This is a genomic window from Streptomyces sp. NPDC085866 (assembly GCF_044541035.1).
GTDB lineage: Bacteria > Actinomycetota > Actinomycetes > Streptomycetales > Streptomycetaceae > Streptomyces.
In genome coordinates, this window is the sequence record NZ_JBITSQ010000008.1 from 353,933 (window position 1) to 372,256 (window position 18,324).

Here is an 18,324-nt window from a genome sequence, read left to right on the forward strand (position 1 = left end):
GCTGTACCAGTCCCACTGCGAAACGGAGAACAGTCATGGCCCAAGCCGCAGCCGTGGCGAAACCGCCCGCGCCACCCCGGCGGCGCCGTGCCTCCGCGACCCCGCGCAGGCTGCCGTACCTGCTGATCGCCCCGGCGGCCCTGCTCATGCTGGGCTTCATCGCCTACCCGGTGCTCAGCGTCTTCTACTACAGCCTGCAGAACTACAACCCCACCAAGCCGTGGCGGAACGGCTTCGCGGGCTTCGACAACTTCACCCAGGCCTTCGCGCACGACCCGCAGTTCTGGGACACGCTGACCTTCAGCGCCAAGTGGGTCGTGGTCGAAGTCGGGCTGCAGCTGCTGTTCGGACTCGCGCTGGCGCTCATCGTCAACCAGACCTTCGTGGGACGGGCGGTGGGCCGGGCGCTGGTGTTCTCGCCCTGGGCCGTCTCCGGCGTGCTGACCTCCGCGATCTGGGTGCTGCTCTACAACTCCCAGACGGGTATCACGCGTTATCTCGCCGACGCCGGTGTCGGGTCGTACGGCACCAGCTGGCTGTCCGACACCTCGACCGTCTTCCCGGCCGCGGTCGTCGCCGACCTCTGGCGGGGCGTCCCCTTCTTCGCGATCCTCATCCTCGCCGACCTCCAGTCCGTCTCGAAGGACCTGTACGAGGCCGCCGAGGTCGACGGGGCGAGCCGCCTCAAGCAGTTCTGGCACATCACGCTGCCCCATCTGAAGGACGCGATCGTCCTGTCCACGCTGCTGCGCGCGGTGTGGGAGTTCAACAACGTCGACCTGCTCTACACCCTCACCGGCGGCGGACCCGCGGGGGAGACCACCACCCTCCCGCTCTACATCGCCAACACCAGCGTCGACGCCCACAACTTCGGCTACGCCTCCGCGCTGACCACGGTGGCGTTCGTGATCCTGCTCTTCTGCTCGATCGTCTATCTGCGGCTGAGCAAGTTCGGAGGTGAGACCAAGTGATCACCGAGATCGCTCCCGCACCCGAGCGCGTGGCGTCCGAGCCCGCCCGGCCGCGCGGCAGGCGCCGCGCCTGGGACGAGGTCCCGCGCCGGCAGATCTACGTCCCTCTCGCGATCTACCTCCTCTTCACCCTGATCCCCTTCTACTGGATCCTGCTCTTCGCGCTCCGCCCGGCCGGCTCCACCTCCCTGGTCCCCTGGCCGATGACCTTCGAGCACTTCCAGAAGGTGTGGACCGAGCGCAGCTTCGCCACCTACTTCGCCAACAGCGTCTACGTCGGCCTCGCCACGCTCGTGCTGACCACCGTGGTCGCCCTGGCCGGCGGTTACGCCCTCGCCCGCTTCGACTTCCGGATCAAGCGCGGCTTCATGCTCGCCCTGCTCTGCTCCCAGTTCGTGCCGGGCGCCCTGCTGCTGGTCCCGCTGTTCCAGATCTTCGCCAAGCTCCAGATGATCAACTCGCTGGGCAGCGTCGTCATCGCCGAGACGGTCTTCCAGCTGCCGCTGTCGATGATCCTGATCAGCGGGTTCATCCGGAACGTGCCGTACTCCCTGGAGGAGGCCGCGTGGGTGGACGGCTGCGACCGGCTGGCCGCCTTCCGGATCGTCGTCCTGCCGCTGCTGCGGCCCGGGCTGATCGCCGTCGGCTCCTTCGCCTTCGTGCACGCCTGGAACCACTTCCTGTTCGCCCTGATGTTCCTCTCCGATCAGAGCAAGCAGACCATCCCGGTCGGCCTCAGCACCCTGATGAGCGCGGACAGCGTCGACCTGGGCGCTCTGGCTGCGGGCGGCATCATCGCGGCCGTACCGGTCGTGATCGTGTTCGCCTTCATCCAGAAGTGGCTGATCACCGGCTTCAGCGCGGGGGCGGTGAAGGGATGAGACTCCGTCGGATCACGGTGAGCACCGCCCTGTTGGGACTCCTCCGCGTCCCGGACGGCGAGCGAGACCTCACGGCCGACGTCGGCTGGACACCTACCCTGCACGGAAAGATCGACAGCGCCGCGGTGGCCGGCCGAGAGGTGGCGCGCGGTGCGGGCGCAGGGAGGATCCCATGACCGTACCCATCGTCCTGGCGGGCGCGCGCGGCCACGGCCGCTGGCACCTGGACAACATCCGCCGGCTCCAGGCGAACGGCCTCGTCCGGCTGGCCGGGATCTGCGAACTGACCCCGCTGAGCCAGGAGGAGATCCCCGACGGCCTGGGCACGCCGGAGCAGTCCGCCGATTTCGGGGCGCTCCTCGACGCCACCGGAGCGAGGATCGCCGTCGTCTGCACGCCCATCCCCACCCACACCGACCTCGCGTTGCGGGCCGCCGAGCGGGGCGTGCACCTCCTGCTGGAGAAGCCGCCCGCGCCCTCCTACGCCGAGTACCGGCGGATGGCCGACGGGATCGCCGAAGCCGGTGCGGCATGCCAGATCGGGTTCCAGTCGCTGGGCTCGCACGCCCTGCCCGCGATCCGGCGGCTCGTCGCCGAGGGCGCGATCGGCGAGATCCTCGGAGTCGGCGGCGCCGGGGCCTGGGCCCGCGACGAGGCCTACTACCGGCGGGCGCCCTGGGCGGGCCGGCGGCGCCTGAACGGCGTCGACGTGGTGGACGGGGTGCTCACCAACCCCCTCGCCCACGCCGTCGCCACCGGCCTCGCCCTGCTCGGCACCACCCGCGCCGAGGACATCACCGGCATCGAGACCGAGCTGCTGCGCGCCAACGACATCGAGTCCGACGACACCTCCTGCGTCCGCGTACGCACCCCGCGCGGCCCGGTCACGGTCGCCGCGACCCTGTGCGCCGAGGAACCGGGGGAGCCGTACGTCCTGGTGCACGGCGACAGCGGCCGGATCACCTTCTGGTACAAGCAGGACCGAGTGCTGCTCCAGCGGGCCGGCCACGGCCCCGAGGAGTCCGCGTACGGCCGCACGGACCTGCTGGAGAACCTGGTCGAACACCTCACCACCGGCGCGCCGCTGCTGGTGACCCCGGACGAGACCGGCGCCTTCATGCAGGTGGTCGAGGCCATCAGGAGCGCCCCCGACCCCGCCCCGCTGCCCGAGTCCGCCTGGCGTCTGCTGCCCGCCGAGCGGCGCCGGGTCGTGTCCGGCATCGACGGCCTGGTCGCGGCCTCGGCCGACACCCTCGCCCTCTACTCCGAGCTGGGCGCCCCCTGGGCCCTACCGAAAGAGGTGAGCACGTGATGACGCAACACGACACCCCGGTCCTGCGGGTCGCCGGCCGCCCGGTCGGCCGGTACGTCACCCGGCCCGAGCTGCCGGACCGGCTCGCCCCGCGCCCCTATCTGCATCCCGTCACCACCCTGGCCGGCACGGCGGTCACCGAGCTGAGCCCCGCGGACCACGCACACCACCTCGGCGTCGGTGTCGCCGTTCCCGACGTCGAGGGGCACAACTTCTGGGGCGGGCGCACCTTCGTGCGCGACCACGGGCCGACCGAGCTGGACAACCACGGCTCCCAGCGGCACACCGCCTTCCAGCTGCGCGACCCCGACGGCTTCGTGGCCGAGCTGCGCTGGGTCGCCGCCGGAGCCGAGCTGCTGCGCGAGCGCCGTACCGTCGCCGCCACCGAACTCACCGACACCGCCTGGGCGCTGGACTTCACCTTCTCCCTCACCAACGTCACATCGGGCCCGCTGTCCATCGGGAGCCCCGCCACCAACGGGCGGCCCGGCGCGGCCTACGGCGGCTTCTTCTGGCGGGCCCGCAAGGAGGAGTCGGCGCCGGACGTCTTCACCGCCGACCGCGAGGGCGAGGCCGAGGTGCACGGCACCCGCGCCGACTGGCTCGCGCTGGCCGGATGGGGGTCCCCCCGCTCATGGGGGTCCCCCCGCTCGAGCGAAGCCGAGAGTGGGGGAGGAGCCGAGAGTGGGGGAGGCTGGACGCTGGTCTTCGCCGGGGCCACCGAGGACACCCGGCGCGACCCGTGGTTCGTGCGCGCCGCCGAGTACCCGGGCGTGGGCTCCTCGCTGGCGCACACGGAACGGCTGCCGGTACCGCCCGGCGAGACCCTCGTACGCCGGGTCGTCACCGTCGTCGCCGACGGCCGCCTGGAGCGCGGTGAGGCGGCCGCGCTGGTCCGCAAGGCGGTGGGCCGGTGACGAGCCGGACCTACCGGAACCCGGTCCTGAACGCCGACTGGTCCGACCCGGACGTCGTCCGCGTCGGCGACGACTTCTACCTCACCGCCTCCAGTTTCGGCCGCGTACCCGGCCTGCCCCTGCTGCACTCGCGCGACCTCGTCAACTGGACCCTCGTCGGCCACGCCCTCGAACGCCTGCAACCGGAGGCGGAGTTCGCGGCCCCCCGGCACGACCGCGGGGTCTGGGCACCGGCGATCCGGCACCACGACGAACGCTTCTGGATCTTCTGGGGCGACCCCGACCAGGGCATCTACCAGATCAACGCCCCCGAGGTCCGCGGCCCCTGGACCCGCCCGCACCTCCTCAAGCCGGGCAAGGGCCTGATCGACCCGTGTCCGCTGTGGGACGACGAGACCGGCGACGCCTACCTCGTGCACGCCTGGGCCAGGTCCCGCTCCGGCATCAAGAACCGGCTCACCGGCCACCGCATGCACCCCGACGGCACCTCCCTCCTCGACGAGGGCAAGGTGATCGTCGACGGCGACCGCATCCCCGGCTGGTTCACTCTGGAGGGCCCCAAGCTCTACCGGCACGACGGCTGGTTCTGGATCCTCGCGCCCGCCGGGGGAGTGGAGACCGGCTGGCAGGGCGCCTTCCGCTCACGCGGCTTCTTCGGGCCGTACGAGGAGCGGATCGTCCTGGAACAGCGGGACACCGAGGTCAACGGGCCGCACCAGGGCGGCTGGGTGCGCACCGCGGCCGGCGAGGACTGGTTCCTGCACTTCCAGCAGCGGGGCGCCTACGGCAGGGTCGTGCACCTCCAGCCGATGCGCTGGGCCGAGGAAGGCTGGCCCGTGCTCGGCGACGACGGTGCCCCCGTCGTCGTACACCGCCGCCCCGATCTCCCGCCGCAGCCCCCCGCCGCTCCCGCCACCGACGACGACTTCCCCGGCGGACGGTTCGGCCGCCAGTGGCAGTGGCCGGCCAACCCGGGCGACGGCTGGGCCACCCACCACTGCGGGGACGGCCTGCGACTGACCTGCGTCCGCTCTGCCGACGCCCACGACCTGCGGAAGCTGCCGCACGTCCTCACCCAGCGCCTGCCCGGCCCGCCGAGCGCGATCGAGGTCGAGCTACGCCTGGACGGCACCGAGCCGGGCGCCCGGGCGGGGCTCGCGATGCTCGGGGACGCCTTCGGGTGGATCGGGCTCGAGCGAGGGGCCGACGGGACGGTCCGGCTCGTGCACCGATTCGCCGAGGCAGTGGCAGAGCGCGAGCGGGACGCCGGTGTGCCGTGCGTCGCGCCCGAGGGACGGGCCCGCCTGCGGATCGAGGTGGCGGCGGGGGCGCGCTGCCACTTCTCGTACGACGTCGGAGACGGCCCGCGCCCCTCCGGGCCCGTCTTCGCGGCCACCCCCTGGCGCTGGGTCGGCGCCCTGCTCGGCCTGTTCGCCGCCGCACCCGAGGGTCCGGGGCATGCGGGGGCGGCGACCTTCGCGGAGTTCCGGATCAGCCCCTTGTAGTGCCCCGCACGACAGCTCCACAGCTCCACCACTCCATTGGATCCAGAAGAAGAGAGCCGACCGATGAAGAGCAGCATCCACAGAAGCAGGCGCGCCGCCACGGCCGTCGCCCTGGGCTCCGTGCTCGCGCTGACCGCCACCGCCTGCGGCGACGACGGCAGCGGCGGCGCGGGGGACAAGGGGGGCGAGGGCCCCGGCAAGGGCACGATCACCTTCTGGGACAACAACGGCGGTGTGCGCACCGACATCTGGAAGCAGGTCATCGCCGACTTCGAGAAGAAGTACCCGGAAATCGAGGTCAAGTACGTCGGCATCCCGGCGGCGAGCGCACAGTCCAAGTACGACACCGCCATCCAGGGCGGCGGCCTGCCGGACGTCGGCGGGGTGGGCACCGCGATGCTCGCCGAGGTCGCGGTCCAGGGCGCGCTGGAACCGCTGGACGGCCGGCTCTCGAAGAGTCCGCTGAACGGCAGGCTGAGCCAGAACCTCATCGACGTCAGCAAGGCGGCGGGCGGCGGGGACACGCTGTACCAGGTGCCGACCTCCGCCAACAACGGCACGCTGTGGTACCGGACGGACCTGTTCAAGAAGGCCGGTCTGGATGCGCCGACCACCTGGTCGAAGTTCTACGCGGCCGCCGACAAGCTCACGGAAAAGGGCAAGAACGCGTTCGGCTTCACCATCCGCGGCGGCGAGGGCGCCATCGCCCCGGCCCTCGACGCGGTGTACGGCCAGACCGGCATCACCTCGTTCTGGAACGGCGACAAGACCACGGTCAACGACCCCAAGAACGTGGCCGCGCTGGAGAAGTACGTCGCGCTGTACAAGAAGGACACCCCGTCCGCCGACGTCAACAACGACTTCACGAAGATGGTCGCCCAGTGGGACAGCGGCACGATCGGCATGCTGAGCCACAACCTGGGGTCGTACCAGGACCATCTGAAGGCGCTCGGCAAGGACAAGTTCCGGGGCATTCCGAACCCCACGCTGGACGACGGCAGCCGGGTGCAGGTGTCCAACCCGGTGGACGGGCTGAGCCTGTTCAGGTCGAGCAAGAACAAGGCCGCCGCGTGGAAGTTCATCGAGTTCGCCGTGTCCGCCGAGGAGAACTCCAAGTTCAACGAGTCGGCGGGGCAGGTGCCGGCGAACACGGACGCCGCGAAGGACACGTGGATTCAGCGGGCCGAGCCCACGAAGCTGGCGGCGGAGGCGTTGAACGGGAGCGGCACGAAGATCGTGCAGTTGCCGTACTACCTGCCCGACTGGAACACGATCTCCAAGGCTGACAACGAGCCGAACTTCCAGAAGCTGCTGCTCGGGAAGATGAGCGCGAAGGAGTTCCTGGACACGCTCGCCGATCAGCTCAATGCTGCGCAGGCCGATTGGAAGAAGAACCACTGAGAGCTCGGGTGGTTCCGGTTGTGCGGGGGCTGCCGGCCGGTGGGGGCCGGTCGCGCCCGCGCGACGGAGTCGCACATTGATGCAGACCCGCGCCCCTGAATGTCCAACTCCCTGTTGGAAAGGCACCCTTGTGTCTCTTACCCGCAGACAGGTCACCTCTGCCGCCCTCGCCGCCGTACCTCTCGTCGGCCGATGCCCGAAGGGGCGTCGCACGGTCTACATCGCCGGCGACTCCACCGCCGCCCAGAAATACGCCGACGCCGCTCCCGAGACCGGGTGGGGAATGGCGTTCCCCTTCTTTCTCCGGAAGGAGTTGGAGGTCGCCAACCATGCCGTGAACGGGCGGAGTTCGAAGAGCTTCGTGGACGAGGGGCGGCTCGACGCCATCCTGTCCGTGATCCGGCCCGGGGACCTCCTGATCGTCCAGTTCGCGCACAACGACGAGAAGGCCACCGACCCGGCCCGGTACACCGAGCCCTGGACGACGTACCAGGAGTATCTGCGGCTGTACCTCGACGGTGCCCGGTCCCGTGGCGCCCGGCCCGTGCTCGCCACCCCGGTCGAGCGCCGCAGGTTCGACGCCGAGGGCAACGCCGTGCCGACCCACGGCGACTACCCGGCTGCCATGCGCGTGCTCGCCGTAGCGGAGCGTGTCGCGCTGCTCGACATCGAGGCGCTGTCGCTCGCGCTGTGGCAGGAGCTGGGTGTCGAGGAGACGAAGAAGTACTTCAACTGGACGGACACCGAGCAGGACAACACGCACTTCAATCCGCCGGGCGCCATCGCCGTGGCCCGGCTGGTGGCGCAGGAGCTGCTGCGCACCCGGGTGTCGGCCCGGCACGACGTGGTCCGGCTGCACGCGGACATCCCCACGTCCTGGATCACCTGGCCGCCCGCATCACCGTCGTCACCTTCGTGAAAGAGGAGACCCGCACAGTGCGTACACAGAAATGTCATGGACGCGTCATTGCCGCGGTCGTGGGCTGCACGGCTCTCGTGCTCGCCGTCACCGGCACCGGATCCGCGCAGGCCGCCCACCGGGCCGGACTCGACCGGCAGGTGCTGCCCGCCGACGACGGCTGGGCCGCCCACGGCACCGGGACGACCGGCGGTGCCGCCGCCGACGCCGCGCACGTCTACACCGTCACCACCTGGGAGCAGTTCAAGGCCGCCCTCGCGGACGGCGGCAGCGCTCCGAAGATCATCAGAGTGAAGGGCACGATCGACGCGGACGGGCCGAGCTGCGCCTCGTTCGCCGTGCCCGGGTACGACTTCGACGCCTACCTGAAGACCTACGACCCGGCGGTGTGGGGTCGCACCGAGAACCTCGACAACGAGCCCGACGGCAGCCCCGAGGGCCTGCGCCGCGCCTCCGCCGCCCAGCAGGACGCCTACATCAAGGCGAACATCCCCGCCGACACCACCATCGTCGGTGTCGGCAGGGACGCCGGCTTCAAGGGCGCCGGCCTCCAGATCAAGGGCGTCGACAACGTCATCGTCCGCAACCTGAGTTTCGAGAGCCCACTCGACTGCTTCCCGCAGTGGGACCCGACCGACACCGCCGACGGCAACTGGAACTCCGAGTACGACAGCGCGGTGATCTACGGGTCCACGCACGTGTGGATGGATCACGACACCTTCACCGACGGGGACCACCCGGACAGCACGCTGCCCTACTACTTCGGCCGGATCTACGAGCAGCACGACGGCGAGCTCGACATCGTCAAGGGCGCCGACTACGTCACCGCCTCCTGGAACGTCTTCGAGGACCACGACAAGACGATCCTCATCGGCAACAGCGACAGCGCGTCCACGGCCGCGGTCGACCGCGGGCACCTGAAGGTCACCTTCCACCACAACCTGTTCTCGAACCTGGTCGAGCGTGCACCCCGCGTCCGCTTCGGGCAGGTGGACTCCTACAACAACCACTTCGTCGCCGGTGACGGCTACTCCTACAGCTACGGCATCGGCATGGAGTCCCAACTCGTCGCCGAGCACAACGCGTTCACCCTGCCGACGGGCGTGCGCACCGGTTCGATCCTGAAGAAGTGGAAGGAGTCGCCGCTCACGGCCGACGACAACTACGTCAACGGCGTGCCGACGGATCTGATCGCCGTCCACAACACCGAGGTCCCGGGCGAGATCCTGCAGTCCGGGGCCGGCTGGACGCCGACCCTGCGCACCAGGGTCGACCCCGCCGAGGCCGTGCCGGGCCTGGTCGACCACTGCGCGGGCGCGGGACGTCCGGGCTGACGCCACCGGGGCCGGACGTCCGGCCCCGCCCCTTCTCTTTCTCACGAGCCCCACCGCGAAGGAGCGAGCGCTCCCATGCCCTCGCCCCAACTCCCCCTGCCCAGACGGCGACTCCTGGTCGCGAGCGCCGCGGCCGCCGCCGCGCTCGGCCTCACCGTCGTCCCCGCGCGGGCCGACGGGGGATCGCGCCCGTTCGGCCGGTACGGGTCACCGGCCCGCCGCCTCACCCCGCAGACCCTGTACGTCGACCCGCACGGCGGCGGTGACTTCACCTCCGTGCAGGCCGCGGTGACCGCCGCCACCGGCAGCGGCCGCACGCTGGTCCTCGCACCCGGCACCTACCGGGAGACGGTCGCCGTCGACGTCAGCCGTACGGAGATGACCTGGATCGGCGCCTCCGAGGACCCCCGGGACGTCGTCATCGTGTACGACCGCGCGGCCGGCACCCCCAAGCCCGGCGGCGGCACCTACGGCACCACCGGGTCGGCCACCACCACCGTGCAGGCCGACGGCTTCACCGCCCGCTGGATCACCTTCGCCAACGACTGGCTGTGCACCGACCACCCGGACATCAGCGGCACCCAGGCCGTCGCCATCAAGGTGCAGGGCGACCGCAGCGCCTTCCTGCACTGCCGTTTCCTCGGCCACCAGGACACCCTGTACGCCGACTCGACGGCCCTCGGCACCTTCGCCCGCCAGTACTACGCCCACTGCTACGTCGAGGGCGACGTCGACTTCGTCTTCGGGCGGGCCACCGCCGTCTACGAGCACTGCCACTTCCGCACCCTGGACCGCACGGACCTGGCCGGGGCGCCCTACGGCTTCGTCTTCGCGCCCTCCACGGCCGTCGCCAACCCGCGCGGCTACCTCGTCAGCCGCAGCCGCGTCAGCAGCGAGGCCCCGGACGCCTACTACAAGCTGGCCCGCCCCTGGGTGCCCGGCTCCGACCCCACCGCCCGCCCCATGCTCACCGTCCGCGACACCTGGCTCGGCCCCGGCATCGACGCGGCCGCGCCCTACACCGACATGTCGGCCGCCCACCCGTGGCAGAACCAGCGGTTCGCCGAGTACCGCAACTCGGGGCCGGGCGCGGTGATCACCGTCCCCGCCGAACGGCCCCAGCTCACCGACGCCGAGGCCACGCTGCACACCCCGGCGGCCTACCTCGGCGACTGGCGTCCCCGACCGACCCGCTCACTCTGATCGACGAAAGGACCCGCACGTCATGCGTCGCATCAGCACACTCACCGCGTTCTCCGTCGCCGCCGCGTCCCTCGGACTCGGCCTCCTCACAACCCGGCCCACGCCGCGACCGTGGTCGTCAGCAACTCCACCGACCTGACGAACGCCATCAAGAGCGCCACCGCACCGTCATCCAGGTGCGCGGCGGCACCTACTACCCGACCGCGACCCTGCAGTCGACGGCCGACGGCACCTCGTCCTCCCCGATCACCCTCACCGCGTACGGCTCCGGGACCGTGAAGATCGACGGGTCCTCGCTGCCCTCCGGCTCCTGGATCTTCAAGCTGACCGCCGACTACTGGAACGTCTCCGACATCACCTTCCAGAACTCCCCGGACAGCGCGGTCGTCTGCCAGTCGTGCACCGGCACCGACTGGAACAACATCAAGACCATCGACGGCGGCGACTCCGGCTTCACGCTCACCGGGGACGGGACCGTGAACAACACGGTCAAGAACCTGGACTCGTACGGCAACTACGACGCCGCCACCCACGGCCAGAACGCCGACGGCGTCGCCGCCAAGTTCGGCTCGGGCACCGGCAGGAACCGCTGGGGCGACTCCGCCTTCGAGGGCAACGGCAACGGCAACGGCGTGACGGTCGCCCACGTCGTCAACAACTCCGCCGCCTGGGACAACGCCGGCAACGGCTTTCGGACGGCTCCCTGCCGTCGACCACGTTCCTGACGACGGGCAGCACGACGATCGGGGCGACCATGAACTAGAAGGCGTGTGCGAGGTGAACCAGAGGGGGGACCAGTGACCGGAATTCTCGGGTCAGGTTCCACCCGATCGCCCTACCCTGTTGCCTGACGGACCGTTGGGACAGGATGCAGGATCGGGGGAGCCTGTGGACGTACACGTGGATGTCCATCTCGCACAGGGTGCGGAGGGTGCCGACGAGGGCACCGCCGCAGATGAGACGCGGTCACTGCTCGCCTGGCTCACCGAGGCGGACGAACTGCGCGGCAGAGTCACTCCACGGGAGGGACCACCGGTGCCCGGCACACTGGGCCCGGTCCTGGACGGCCTGGTGGTCGCGCTCGGCTCCGGCGGCGCGGCCACCGGACTCACCACCGCCCTGGTGGCCTGGATCCGCAGCCGGCACAGCAACGTCACCGTCAAGGCGACCCGGCCCGACGGCGCCTCGCTGGAGATCTCCACGAAGCTCGTCGGGCCGATGACCCCGCAGGAACTGCGCACCTTCGTGACCGACACCTCCCGGCTCCTGGAGCGCGGCCGGGAAGCGGACGGCGGCGCCTTATGACCACCAGGTCCACCGAGTCACCGACCGCCCCCACGCCCGGCACCGCCCTGGGGTCCTCCGGCGCCCGGGTGCTGCTCATCGGCACCGGCACCCACCACGGCCCCACGCTGACCTCCGTACCGGCGGTGCCGCGCAGCGTGGAAGCCCTGGCGGCCACCCTGACCGAACGCTGCGGGGTGAGCCCCGACCGGCTGCGCACGCTCATCGACCCCGCGGACGCCCGCACGATGGCCCTGGCCGTCGCCGACGCGGCGCAGGAGGCCGAGAGCACCCTGCTCGTGTACTACGTGGGACACGGCCTCATCGGCCCCGGCGACGAGCTGTACCTCGCCGCGAGCGCCACCGACCGGCTGACCCCGGGCCTCGCCGCACACCAGGCGCTCTCGTTCTCGGCCCTGCGCGAGGCACTCACCCTGTGCCGCGCCGCGTCCGTGATCGTCATCCTGGACTGCTGCTTCTCCGGCCGCGCCCGGCTGGGCAACGGCACGCCCCAGCCCGCGGCCTTCAGCCTGCCCGCCGGACACGGGATGTACCTGCTCGGATCCGCCGAGCAGTTGGCGCTGGCCCCCGACGACGCCGAACACACCGCCCTCACCGGCGAGTTGATCACGCTTCTGCGGGACGGCGATCCACGCGCACCGCGCCTGCTCACCCTGGACGACGTCTACGACCACCTGTTCCGCGCGTTACGGGCCCGCGGCGGACCGCTGCCGCGCCGCCAGGCGGGCGACCGCTCGGGCGGACTGGTCGTCGCCGTCAACGCGGCCGCACCGGCCACCGACGAGCCGGACGGCACCGCGACCGAGGAGCCCGCACCGGGCCCCTGCCCGTACCCGGGCCTCGACGCGTTCACCGTGGACGACGCCGAGTTCTTCCACGGCCGGGAGAAGCTGGCCGACGAACTGCTCCGCGGCTGCCTCCAGGCCGTCGAGCAGGGCCGGCCGCTGGCGGTGGTCGGGCCGTCCGGCGCCGGCAAGACCTCCCTGCTGCACGCCGGACTCCTCGCCGCGTTACGGGCCGGAACCCCGCTGCTGCCCGGCTCGGCCGCCTGGCCCGGCCTTGTCCTGACCCCCGGCGAACACCCCCTCCGCAGCCTGACCACCGCTCTGCGGGGTGACACCGTCCTGGCGGCAGAGGACCCGAAAGCCGCCGTCGGCTGGGTCCACGACCTCGTTCCGGACCGGCGGCGCCTGGTGCTGGTGGTGGACCAGCTGGAGGAGCTGTTCACCCTCTGCCGCAGCCGAACCGAACGCACCGCGTTCCTCGCCGCGTTGACGGCCCTGGCCGAGGCCGGGACGCTCGTCGTCGCCGCCCTGCGCGCCGACTTCTACGGCCACGCGCAGGCTCTGCCCGAGCTGGACGCGGTGCTGCGGTCCAACCAAGTACTCGTCAGCCCGATGCAGCAGGAGGAGCTGAGGGCCGCGATCGAGCGCCCGGCCGCTGCCGTCGGCCTGGAACTCGACGAGGGCCTCGCCGACCTGCTCATCCACGAACTGGGCGCCGCCCGGCTGACCCGGTCCCAGACCGGCACCCTGCCCCTGCTCTCCCACGCACTCTGGTCGACCTGGCGACACCGTCAGGGCAGACGGCTGACCGTCGCCGGCTACCGCGAGAGCGGAGGCATCGACGAAGCCATCAAACAGACCGCCGACGACACCTACGACCACCTGGACGTCGCGGGCCGCGCCGCCGCGCGCCGCATGCTGCCGCGTCTCGTGCACATCGACGACGACGCCCCGGACACCAGCCGCCCCGTCGACCGGACCGTACTGCTGGACGGCCTGCCGGACCCGCAGGCCGCCGAGCGGGCCCTGAACCGGCTGGCCGCGGCACGGCTGCTGGTCCTCGACGAGCGGACGGTCCGCATCAGCCACAACGCCCTGCTGCACGCCTGGCCCCGGCTGCGTGAGTGGATCGACGCGGACCGGGAGTGGCTGCGTGCGCGGCAGCAGGTGGCTGTCGATGCTGCTGCCTGGTGGGAGGCGGACCGGCATCCCTCGCTGCTCTATCGGGGGCCGCGGCTTGCTGCCACCCGGGAGCGTCTGGAGGGTGCGGGTCTGACCGCTGCCGCGCGTGGCTCCCGGGAGGAGTACGCCGGTGAACTCGAACCGCGGCTCGCGGAGTTCCTGAACCAGTCGTGGCGTCAGGAGCGCCGCGGGGTGCACATCCGCAGGGCCGTGATCGCCTGTATGTGCGTGCTGACCCTGCTGGCCGGGGCGGGCGGGGGACTGGCCTGGTGGTCGGGGCAGAAGGAGGCGGCTCAGCGTCGGCAGGCTGTCGCGCGGCTGGTGACGGCGGAGGCGGAGAAACTGCTGCAGAGCCGGCCCGGGCTGGCCAAGCAGCTCAGCGTCGTCGCGAACAGGCTGGATCCGGGGGCCGGCACGGCTTCCATGATCGCCGCCATGGAGGAGCCGGGCGTCTTCATGGCCGACGCCCCCGCCGACGACATCTCCCTGGACGCCCGAGGCGACCGGATGGCCATCTCGACCGGCTCTGATGTCGTCCTGTGGGACACGGCGCACGGTAAGAAGTTGGGGAACCTGGGCCAGATGCGGACCGGTGCGGTGGCACTCAGCCGGGACGGCCGGCTCGTGGCCGCCGTGCGTGCGGGCAGCACGGCAAGCGGGTCGCTGGGGCTGTGGGATGTCACCAGGCCGGACCGACCGCGCCGCATTGCCGTCCCCGAGCAACGGACCAACGCTCTGTCGCTGGCGATCAGCCCCGACGGCCGCACGCTCGCCCTCGGCCGCGTCGACGGAACCATCCAACTGTGGGACATCGCCCACCGGTCCGCCCCACACCCGCTGCGCACCCTGCGTGGCCACACCGGGGATGTCGACTCGCTCGCCTTCGCGCCGTCCGGGCGTCTCCTGGCCAGCGCCGGCAGTGACGGCAAGGTAGGACTGTGGGACACGACGGACCAGAAGCGCACCTCTGCTTCGGCGGTCCTCCCCGGTCTCAAGCTGGGCAACGACACCTACACCCTGACCGGAAGGCCGCTGCACCGGGTGGCGTTCAGCCCGGACGGCCGGCTGCTGGCCGGGCCGGGGGATGGGAAGGAGATCTCCGTCCGGCTGTGGCAGTTGCGGGATCGGGGGCAGCCGGCATCGGCGGGTACCGCGGAGGACAAGTGGTCGACCGACTGCGAGTCGACCTTGGCCTCCGCCGCGTTCAGCCCGGACGGAAAGGTCCTGGCGACCGCCTGTAGAGGCACCACCTATCTTTGGGGCGTCACCGCACATCCGCACCTGCGACAAGCCGCTCAGCTGCGAGGCATCGCAGACCGCGACGGGATGGCCGGTCCGGCTCTCTTCACGCCACGTGGCCACCGGTTGCTGCGGGCCACGAGCCGCGGAGTCCTGCTGTGGTACGTGGAGAACACCGACCACCCCACCGCTGCGGCCAGCTTCGGCCAAGCCCCGTCCGGCTTCCAGACGACCGCGAAGTTCAGCGGCGGCTCCAAGCGGCTGCTGGTCATTCACGGTGCCAACGGCGGTGCCCTGTGGGACCTGACCGGTGCGGCCACGCTCCACAAGAGTCTGGCCCTGCTGCCGGGCAGCGGCGACATAGGAGCAGAGGGAGCCGCCTTCAGCCCGGACGGGAAGATCCTCGCCCTCAGCGAGCTGAGTGGAAACAAGCATGTCGTCCGATTGCGGGACACCCGTCGGTCCGGCGCACCGGTCATCGCCACCATCAAGGACATCGCCTATGGCGTCGAGGACATCTCCTTCAGTGCGGACGGACACCTGTTGGCCGTGGTCGACAACAACGACTATCACTCCTCCCGGAGCCTGACCCCCGCGGTCAGGATGTTCGACGTCACCACCGTTTCGCGCCCCCGGCAGACCGCTTCCATGAAGGGTGACGTCTTCCGCGCCACCTTCGCCCCGAAGGGACGGCTCCTGGTCGCCAACACCGCCGACACGCTGCTCTCCTGGACCGTGGACAACCCACGGCATCCGGTGTCCCAGTCGACCCGGTGGCTCACGCGAGGCGCCGGTGTGTCGGAGTCCGCCTTCCGCCCCGACGGCAAACTGCTCGCCGTAACCGACTCCGCGGACACCACGCGCCTGTGGGCGGTCGAGGACGGCCGGATCACGAACGACCACAAGCACTACCCGGTCGTGATGCGCACAGTCGGCTCGACAGGAGGCCTCGCCTTCAGCCCCGACGGCCGGACCCTCGCCTGGGGAAGCGCCGGCAACCTGGACGCCATCAGCGGGGAGGTCAATGCTCACATCGAGCTGTGGGACGTCAGCCACCCACGGACTCCGTTCTACAAGGGTGCGTTCGCCTACCAAGCCGGGGGCCTAGGGGGCTTCGGGAGCCTGTCGTACAGCACTCAGGGGAAGCCCCTGCTGGTCGCCACCGGATCGACCGTCGACGTCTGGTCCACCAACCCCCAGGACCTGAAGTACCTGATCTGCAAGAGCTACGGCGACCGGATCACCGAGCCCGAATGGAAGGCATACGTCCCCGGCGAGCCCTACGACCCGCCCTGCCACTGACTGCCCCTACCTTCAACCAAATTGGTGTGTATCGATCAGGCAACGAATCTCGCATTGGACTGGGTGACGCGCGTAGAAACCTGTCATGCATAAATCACAGCGGATCGCGGCGATCACTGCCGCCTGCGCGCTCGCCGGTGGCGCCCTGTACGGCGCCGGCGCGGCCACGGCCGGTCAGTCGACGGCGAACTCGACCCACGAGCCCTACAACATCGGGCTCCTGGTGAAGGACATCGACACCTACTACGGCACCACCGCCGACAGCAACGGCGTCTACCAGGCGTCCCCGGACAGCCCGTACGCCCAGGACCTGGCGCGCATCGACGCCAGCGCCAAGCGCTACATCGACAAGGCGGCCCGCAAGGCGCACCGCCACGGCGAGAAGCCGGCCGTCGTCTTCGACATCGACGACACGCTGCTGCTCAGCCTCGACTACGAGAAGCGCTACAACTACACGTACAACCCCACCACCTGGGCCGACTACGTGAACAAGGCCGACCGTCCGGCCGTGTTCGGCAGCCCCGAGCTGGTCCAGTACGCCGAGTCCAAGGGCGTCGAGGTCTTCTACAACTCCGGTCTCAGCGAGGCGCAGCGCACCGCCGCCGTGGAGAACCTGAAGAAGATCGGCGCCGATGTGAACCTCGACGCCGACCACATGTTCCTCAAGGACAAGGCCAACCCGCCGGCCTACCTGGGCGACTGCGCCACCCCGGGCACCTGGACCTGCACGACGGTGCAGTACAAGTCCGGTACCCGCAAGCACATCGAGGACGACCTGGGGTACGAGGTCATCGCCAACTTCGGCGACCAGTACTCGGACCTGGACGGCGGCTACGCCGACCGTACCTACAAGCTGCCGAACCCGACGTACTTCGTGTCCTGACCCGTCCGGTCAGCCGTACGTCCTGAGCAGCCGCTCGTACTCGGCCCCCGTCACCGGCAGAACCGTGCCGTGGCGGGGGCTGGCGGGCAGTGCGTAGTCCGTCGACAGGGTCCACCTGCCCGAGGAGAGGTCGGTGGTCTCGAAGGGCACGTAGCCGCGCAGGCCGTACTCGTCGATGAACAGGTACCACTTCTTCTCGGTGTTGGACCTGAACACGGTCGGCCCCTCGCCCCGCTGGACCGAGCCGCTGCCGATGCAGTCGGAGACGAAGTCGTACGACGTGTCGGTCAGGTTCCGTGACTTCTGCGCCGTGATGAACTTCGAGCAGGGTGAGCTGGAGCTCGGGTCCCGCTCGTCCTTGGTGAAGCGGTAGTACGTCCCCTTGTCCTTGATCACCGTCGAGTCGATGACCGAGTAGCCCGGGTCGTCCCAGACCCTGGGTTCGCTGAAGCTGCGGAAGTCCCTGGTCGTCGCGTAGAGCATCCGGTTGTACGTCGAGCCGGTGTGGTCGGGGTCGTCGGCGGCGTACAGCTTCGACGCCCAGAAGACCACGTACTCGTGCAGCCGGTCGTCCCAGTAGGCCTCCGGGGCCCAGGTGTTGCCCGCGTTGTCCGGAGCCACCTTCACCAGCCGCTGGTCGGTCCAGTGCACCAGGTCGGTGGACTCCCAGACCATGATCGACTTGCTGCCGTGCCGCTGGACGTAGTCCCAGCTGCCGCTGCTGTTCTGGTACATCCGCAGGTCGGTGGCGATCAGATAGAACTTGTCGCCCTCGGGGGAGCGGATCACGAACGGGTCGCGCAGGCCCTTCTCGCCGATGGTCGAGGTCAGCACCGGCTTGCCCGCGTTCATCTCCCGCCAGTGCAGCGGGTCGTTGCCCTGACTGAGGGCGTAGCGGATCTGCTCGCCGTCGGCTGTGCCCTCGCCGGTGAAGTAGGCGAAGAGATAGCCCGCGTACTTCGGGTGCCGCGACTGCGCGGAGCCCGGCGGGGCGGTCAGCAGGGTGAGGAAGAGGGCGGCCAGGAGGGGGACCAGCAGGGTTCTGGTTCTGGGGCGCATGACAGTCCTGTGTGAGTTTGGGGATTTCTGTTGATCGGTGCGCGCTCTCGGAGTGTGGCCAGTGGGGAACGGTGCGTCAATCGGTGTGAGGGCTCCCCGGACAGCCGAAAGTTTCGGTTGTTTTCG

12 protein-coding genes and 2 pseudogenes are annotated in these 18,324 nt (G+C 70.5%); 13 read left to right on the forward strand and 1 reads right to left on the reverse strand.

Annotated features, from left to right (window positions below):
* Positions 1 to 35: 35 nt before the first annotated feature.
* From ACIF83_RS22440 to ACIF83_RS22500, 13 genes and pseudogenes are all read left to right on the forward strand, one after another.
* Positions 36 to 971: a carbohydrate ABC transporter permease gene (locus ACIF83_RS22440; protein ID WP_393481942.1), complete on the forward strand. Its 936-nt coding sequence runs from the start codon at positions 36 to 38 to the stop codon at positions 969 to 971.
* Entirely contained in the window at positions 968 to 1,852 is an 885-nt protein-coding gene (locus ACIF83_RS22445; RefSeq protein WP_399729247.1) for a carbohydrate ABC transporter permease, read from the forward strand. The genes ACIF83_RS22440 and ACIF83_RS22445 overlap by 4 nt, the downstream gene beginning before the upstream one ends.
* A 172-nt stretch (positions 1,853 to 2,024) precedes the next feature.
* Positions 2,025 to 3,164: a Gfo/Idh/MocA family protein gene (locus ACIF83_RS22450; RefSeq protein ID WP_399729250.1), complete on the forward strand. Its 1,140-nt coding sequence runs from the start codon at positions 2,025 to 2,027 to the stop codon at positions 3,162 to 3,164.
* Positions 3,164 to 4,081 carry a PmoA family protein gene (locus tag ACIF83_RS22455; RefSeq protein WP_399729253.1) on the forward strand — a complete coding sequence of 306 codons (918 nt, stop codon included), beginning with the start codon at positions 3,164 to 3,166 and terminating at the stop codon, positions 4,079 to 4,081. The genes ACIF83_RS22450 and ACIF83_RS22455 overlap by 1 nt, the downstream gene beginning before the upstream one ends.
* Positions 4,078 to 5,586 (forward strand): family 43 glycosylhydrolase, encoded by a 1,509-nt coding sequence (locus ACIF83_RS22460; RefSeq protein WP_399729256.1) that lies wholly within the window; start codon positions 4,078 to 4,080, stop codon positions 5,584 to 5,586. The genes ACIF83_RS22455 and ACIF83_RS22460 overlap by 4 nt, the downstream gene beginning before the upstream one ends.
* 63 nt (positions 5,587 to 5,649) lie before the next feature.
* Positions 5,650 to 6,987, forward strand: a complete 1,338-nt coding sequence (locus ACIF83_RS22465; protein WP_399729258.1) for an ABC transporter substrate-binding protein — start codon at positions 5,650 to 5,652, stop codon at positions 6,985 to 6,987.
* A 130-nt stretch (positions 6,988 to 7,117) separates the two neighbouring features.
* On the forward strand, positions 7,118 to 7,906 hold the full coding sequence (locus ACIF83_RS22470; protein ID WP_399729261.1) for a rhamnogalacturonan acetylesterase: 789 nt from the start codon (positions 7,118 to 7,120) through the stop codon (positions 7,904 to 7,906).
* Between the two features lie 17 nt (positions 7,907 to 7,923).
* The gene (locus tag ACIF83_RS22475; RefSeq protein ID WP_393481959.1) at positions 7,924 to 9,240 is read left to right on the forward strand and encodes a polysaccharide lyase family 1 protein; all 1,317 of its coding nucleotides are present in this window, start codon (positions 7,924 to 7,926) and stop codon (positions 9,238 to 9,240) included.
* A 75-nt stretch (positions 9,241 to 9,315) separates the two neighbouring features.
* On the forward strand, positions 9,316 to 10,443 hold the full coding sequence (locus ACIF83_RS22480; protein ID WP_399729265.1) for a pectinesterase family protein: 1,128 nt from the start codon (positions 9,316 to 9,318) through the stop codon (positions 10,441 to 10,443).
* Between the two features lie 22 nt (positions 10,444 to 10,465).
* Positions 10,466 to 11,135: pseudogene (locus tag ACIF83_RS22485) on the forward strand (chondroitinase-B domain-containing protein); the annotation flags it as partial.
* 208 nt (positions 11,136 to 11,343) lie between these two features.
* Positions 11,344 to 11,748, forward strand: coding sequence for a hypothetical protein (locus ACIF83_RS22490; RefSeq protein ID WP_393481965.1), 405 nt, complete (start codon positions 11,344 to 11,346; stop codon positions 11,746 to 11,748).
* Positions 11,745 to 16,256 (forward strand): hypothetical protein, encoded by a 4,512-nt coding sequence (locus ACIF83_RS22495; protein WP_399729268.1) that lies wholly within the window; start codon positions 11,745 to 11,747, stop codon positions 16,254 to 16,256. The genes ACIF83_RS22490 and ACIF83_RS22495 overlap by 4 nt, the downstream gene beginning before the upstream one ends.
* An 85-nt stretch (positions 16,257 to 16,341) precedes the next feature.
* The gene (locus ACIF83_RS22500) at positions 16,342 to 17,139 is read left to right on the forward strand and encodes an HAD family acid phosphatase (protein ID WP_393481970.1); all 798 of its coding nucleotides are present in this window, start codon (positions 16,342 to 16,344) and stop codon (positions 17,137 to 17,139) included.
* Between the two features lie 15 nt (positions 17,140 to 17,154).
* Here the strand turns inward: ACIF83_RS22500 and ACIF83_RS22505 are convergent.
* Positions 17,155 to 18,198, reverse strand: a pseudogene (locus tag ACIF83_RS22505) (glycoside hydrolase family 43 protein); the annotation flags it as partial.
* Positions 18,199 to 18,324 lie beyond the last annotated feature (126 nt).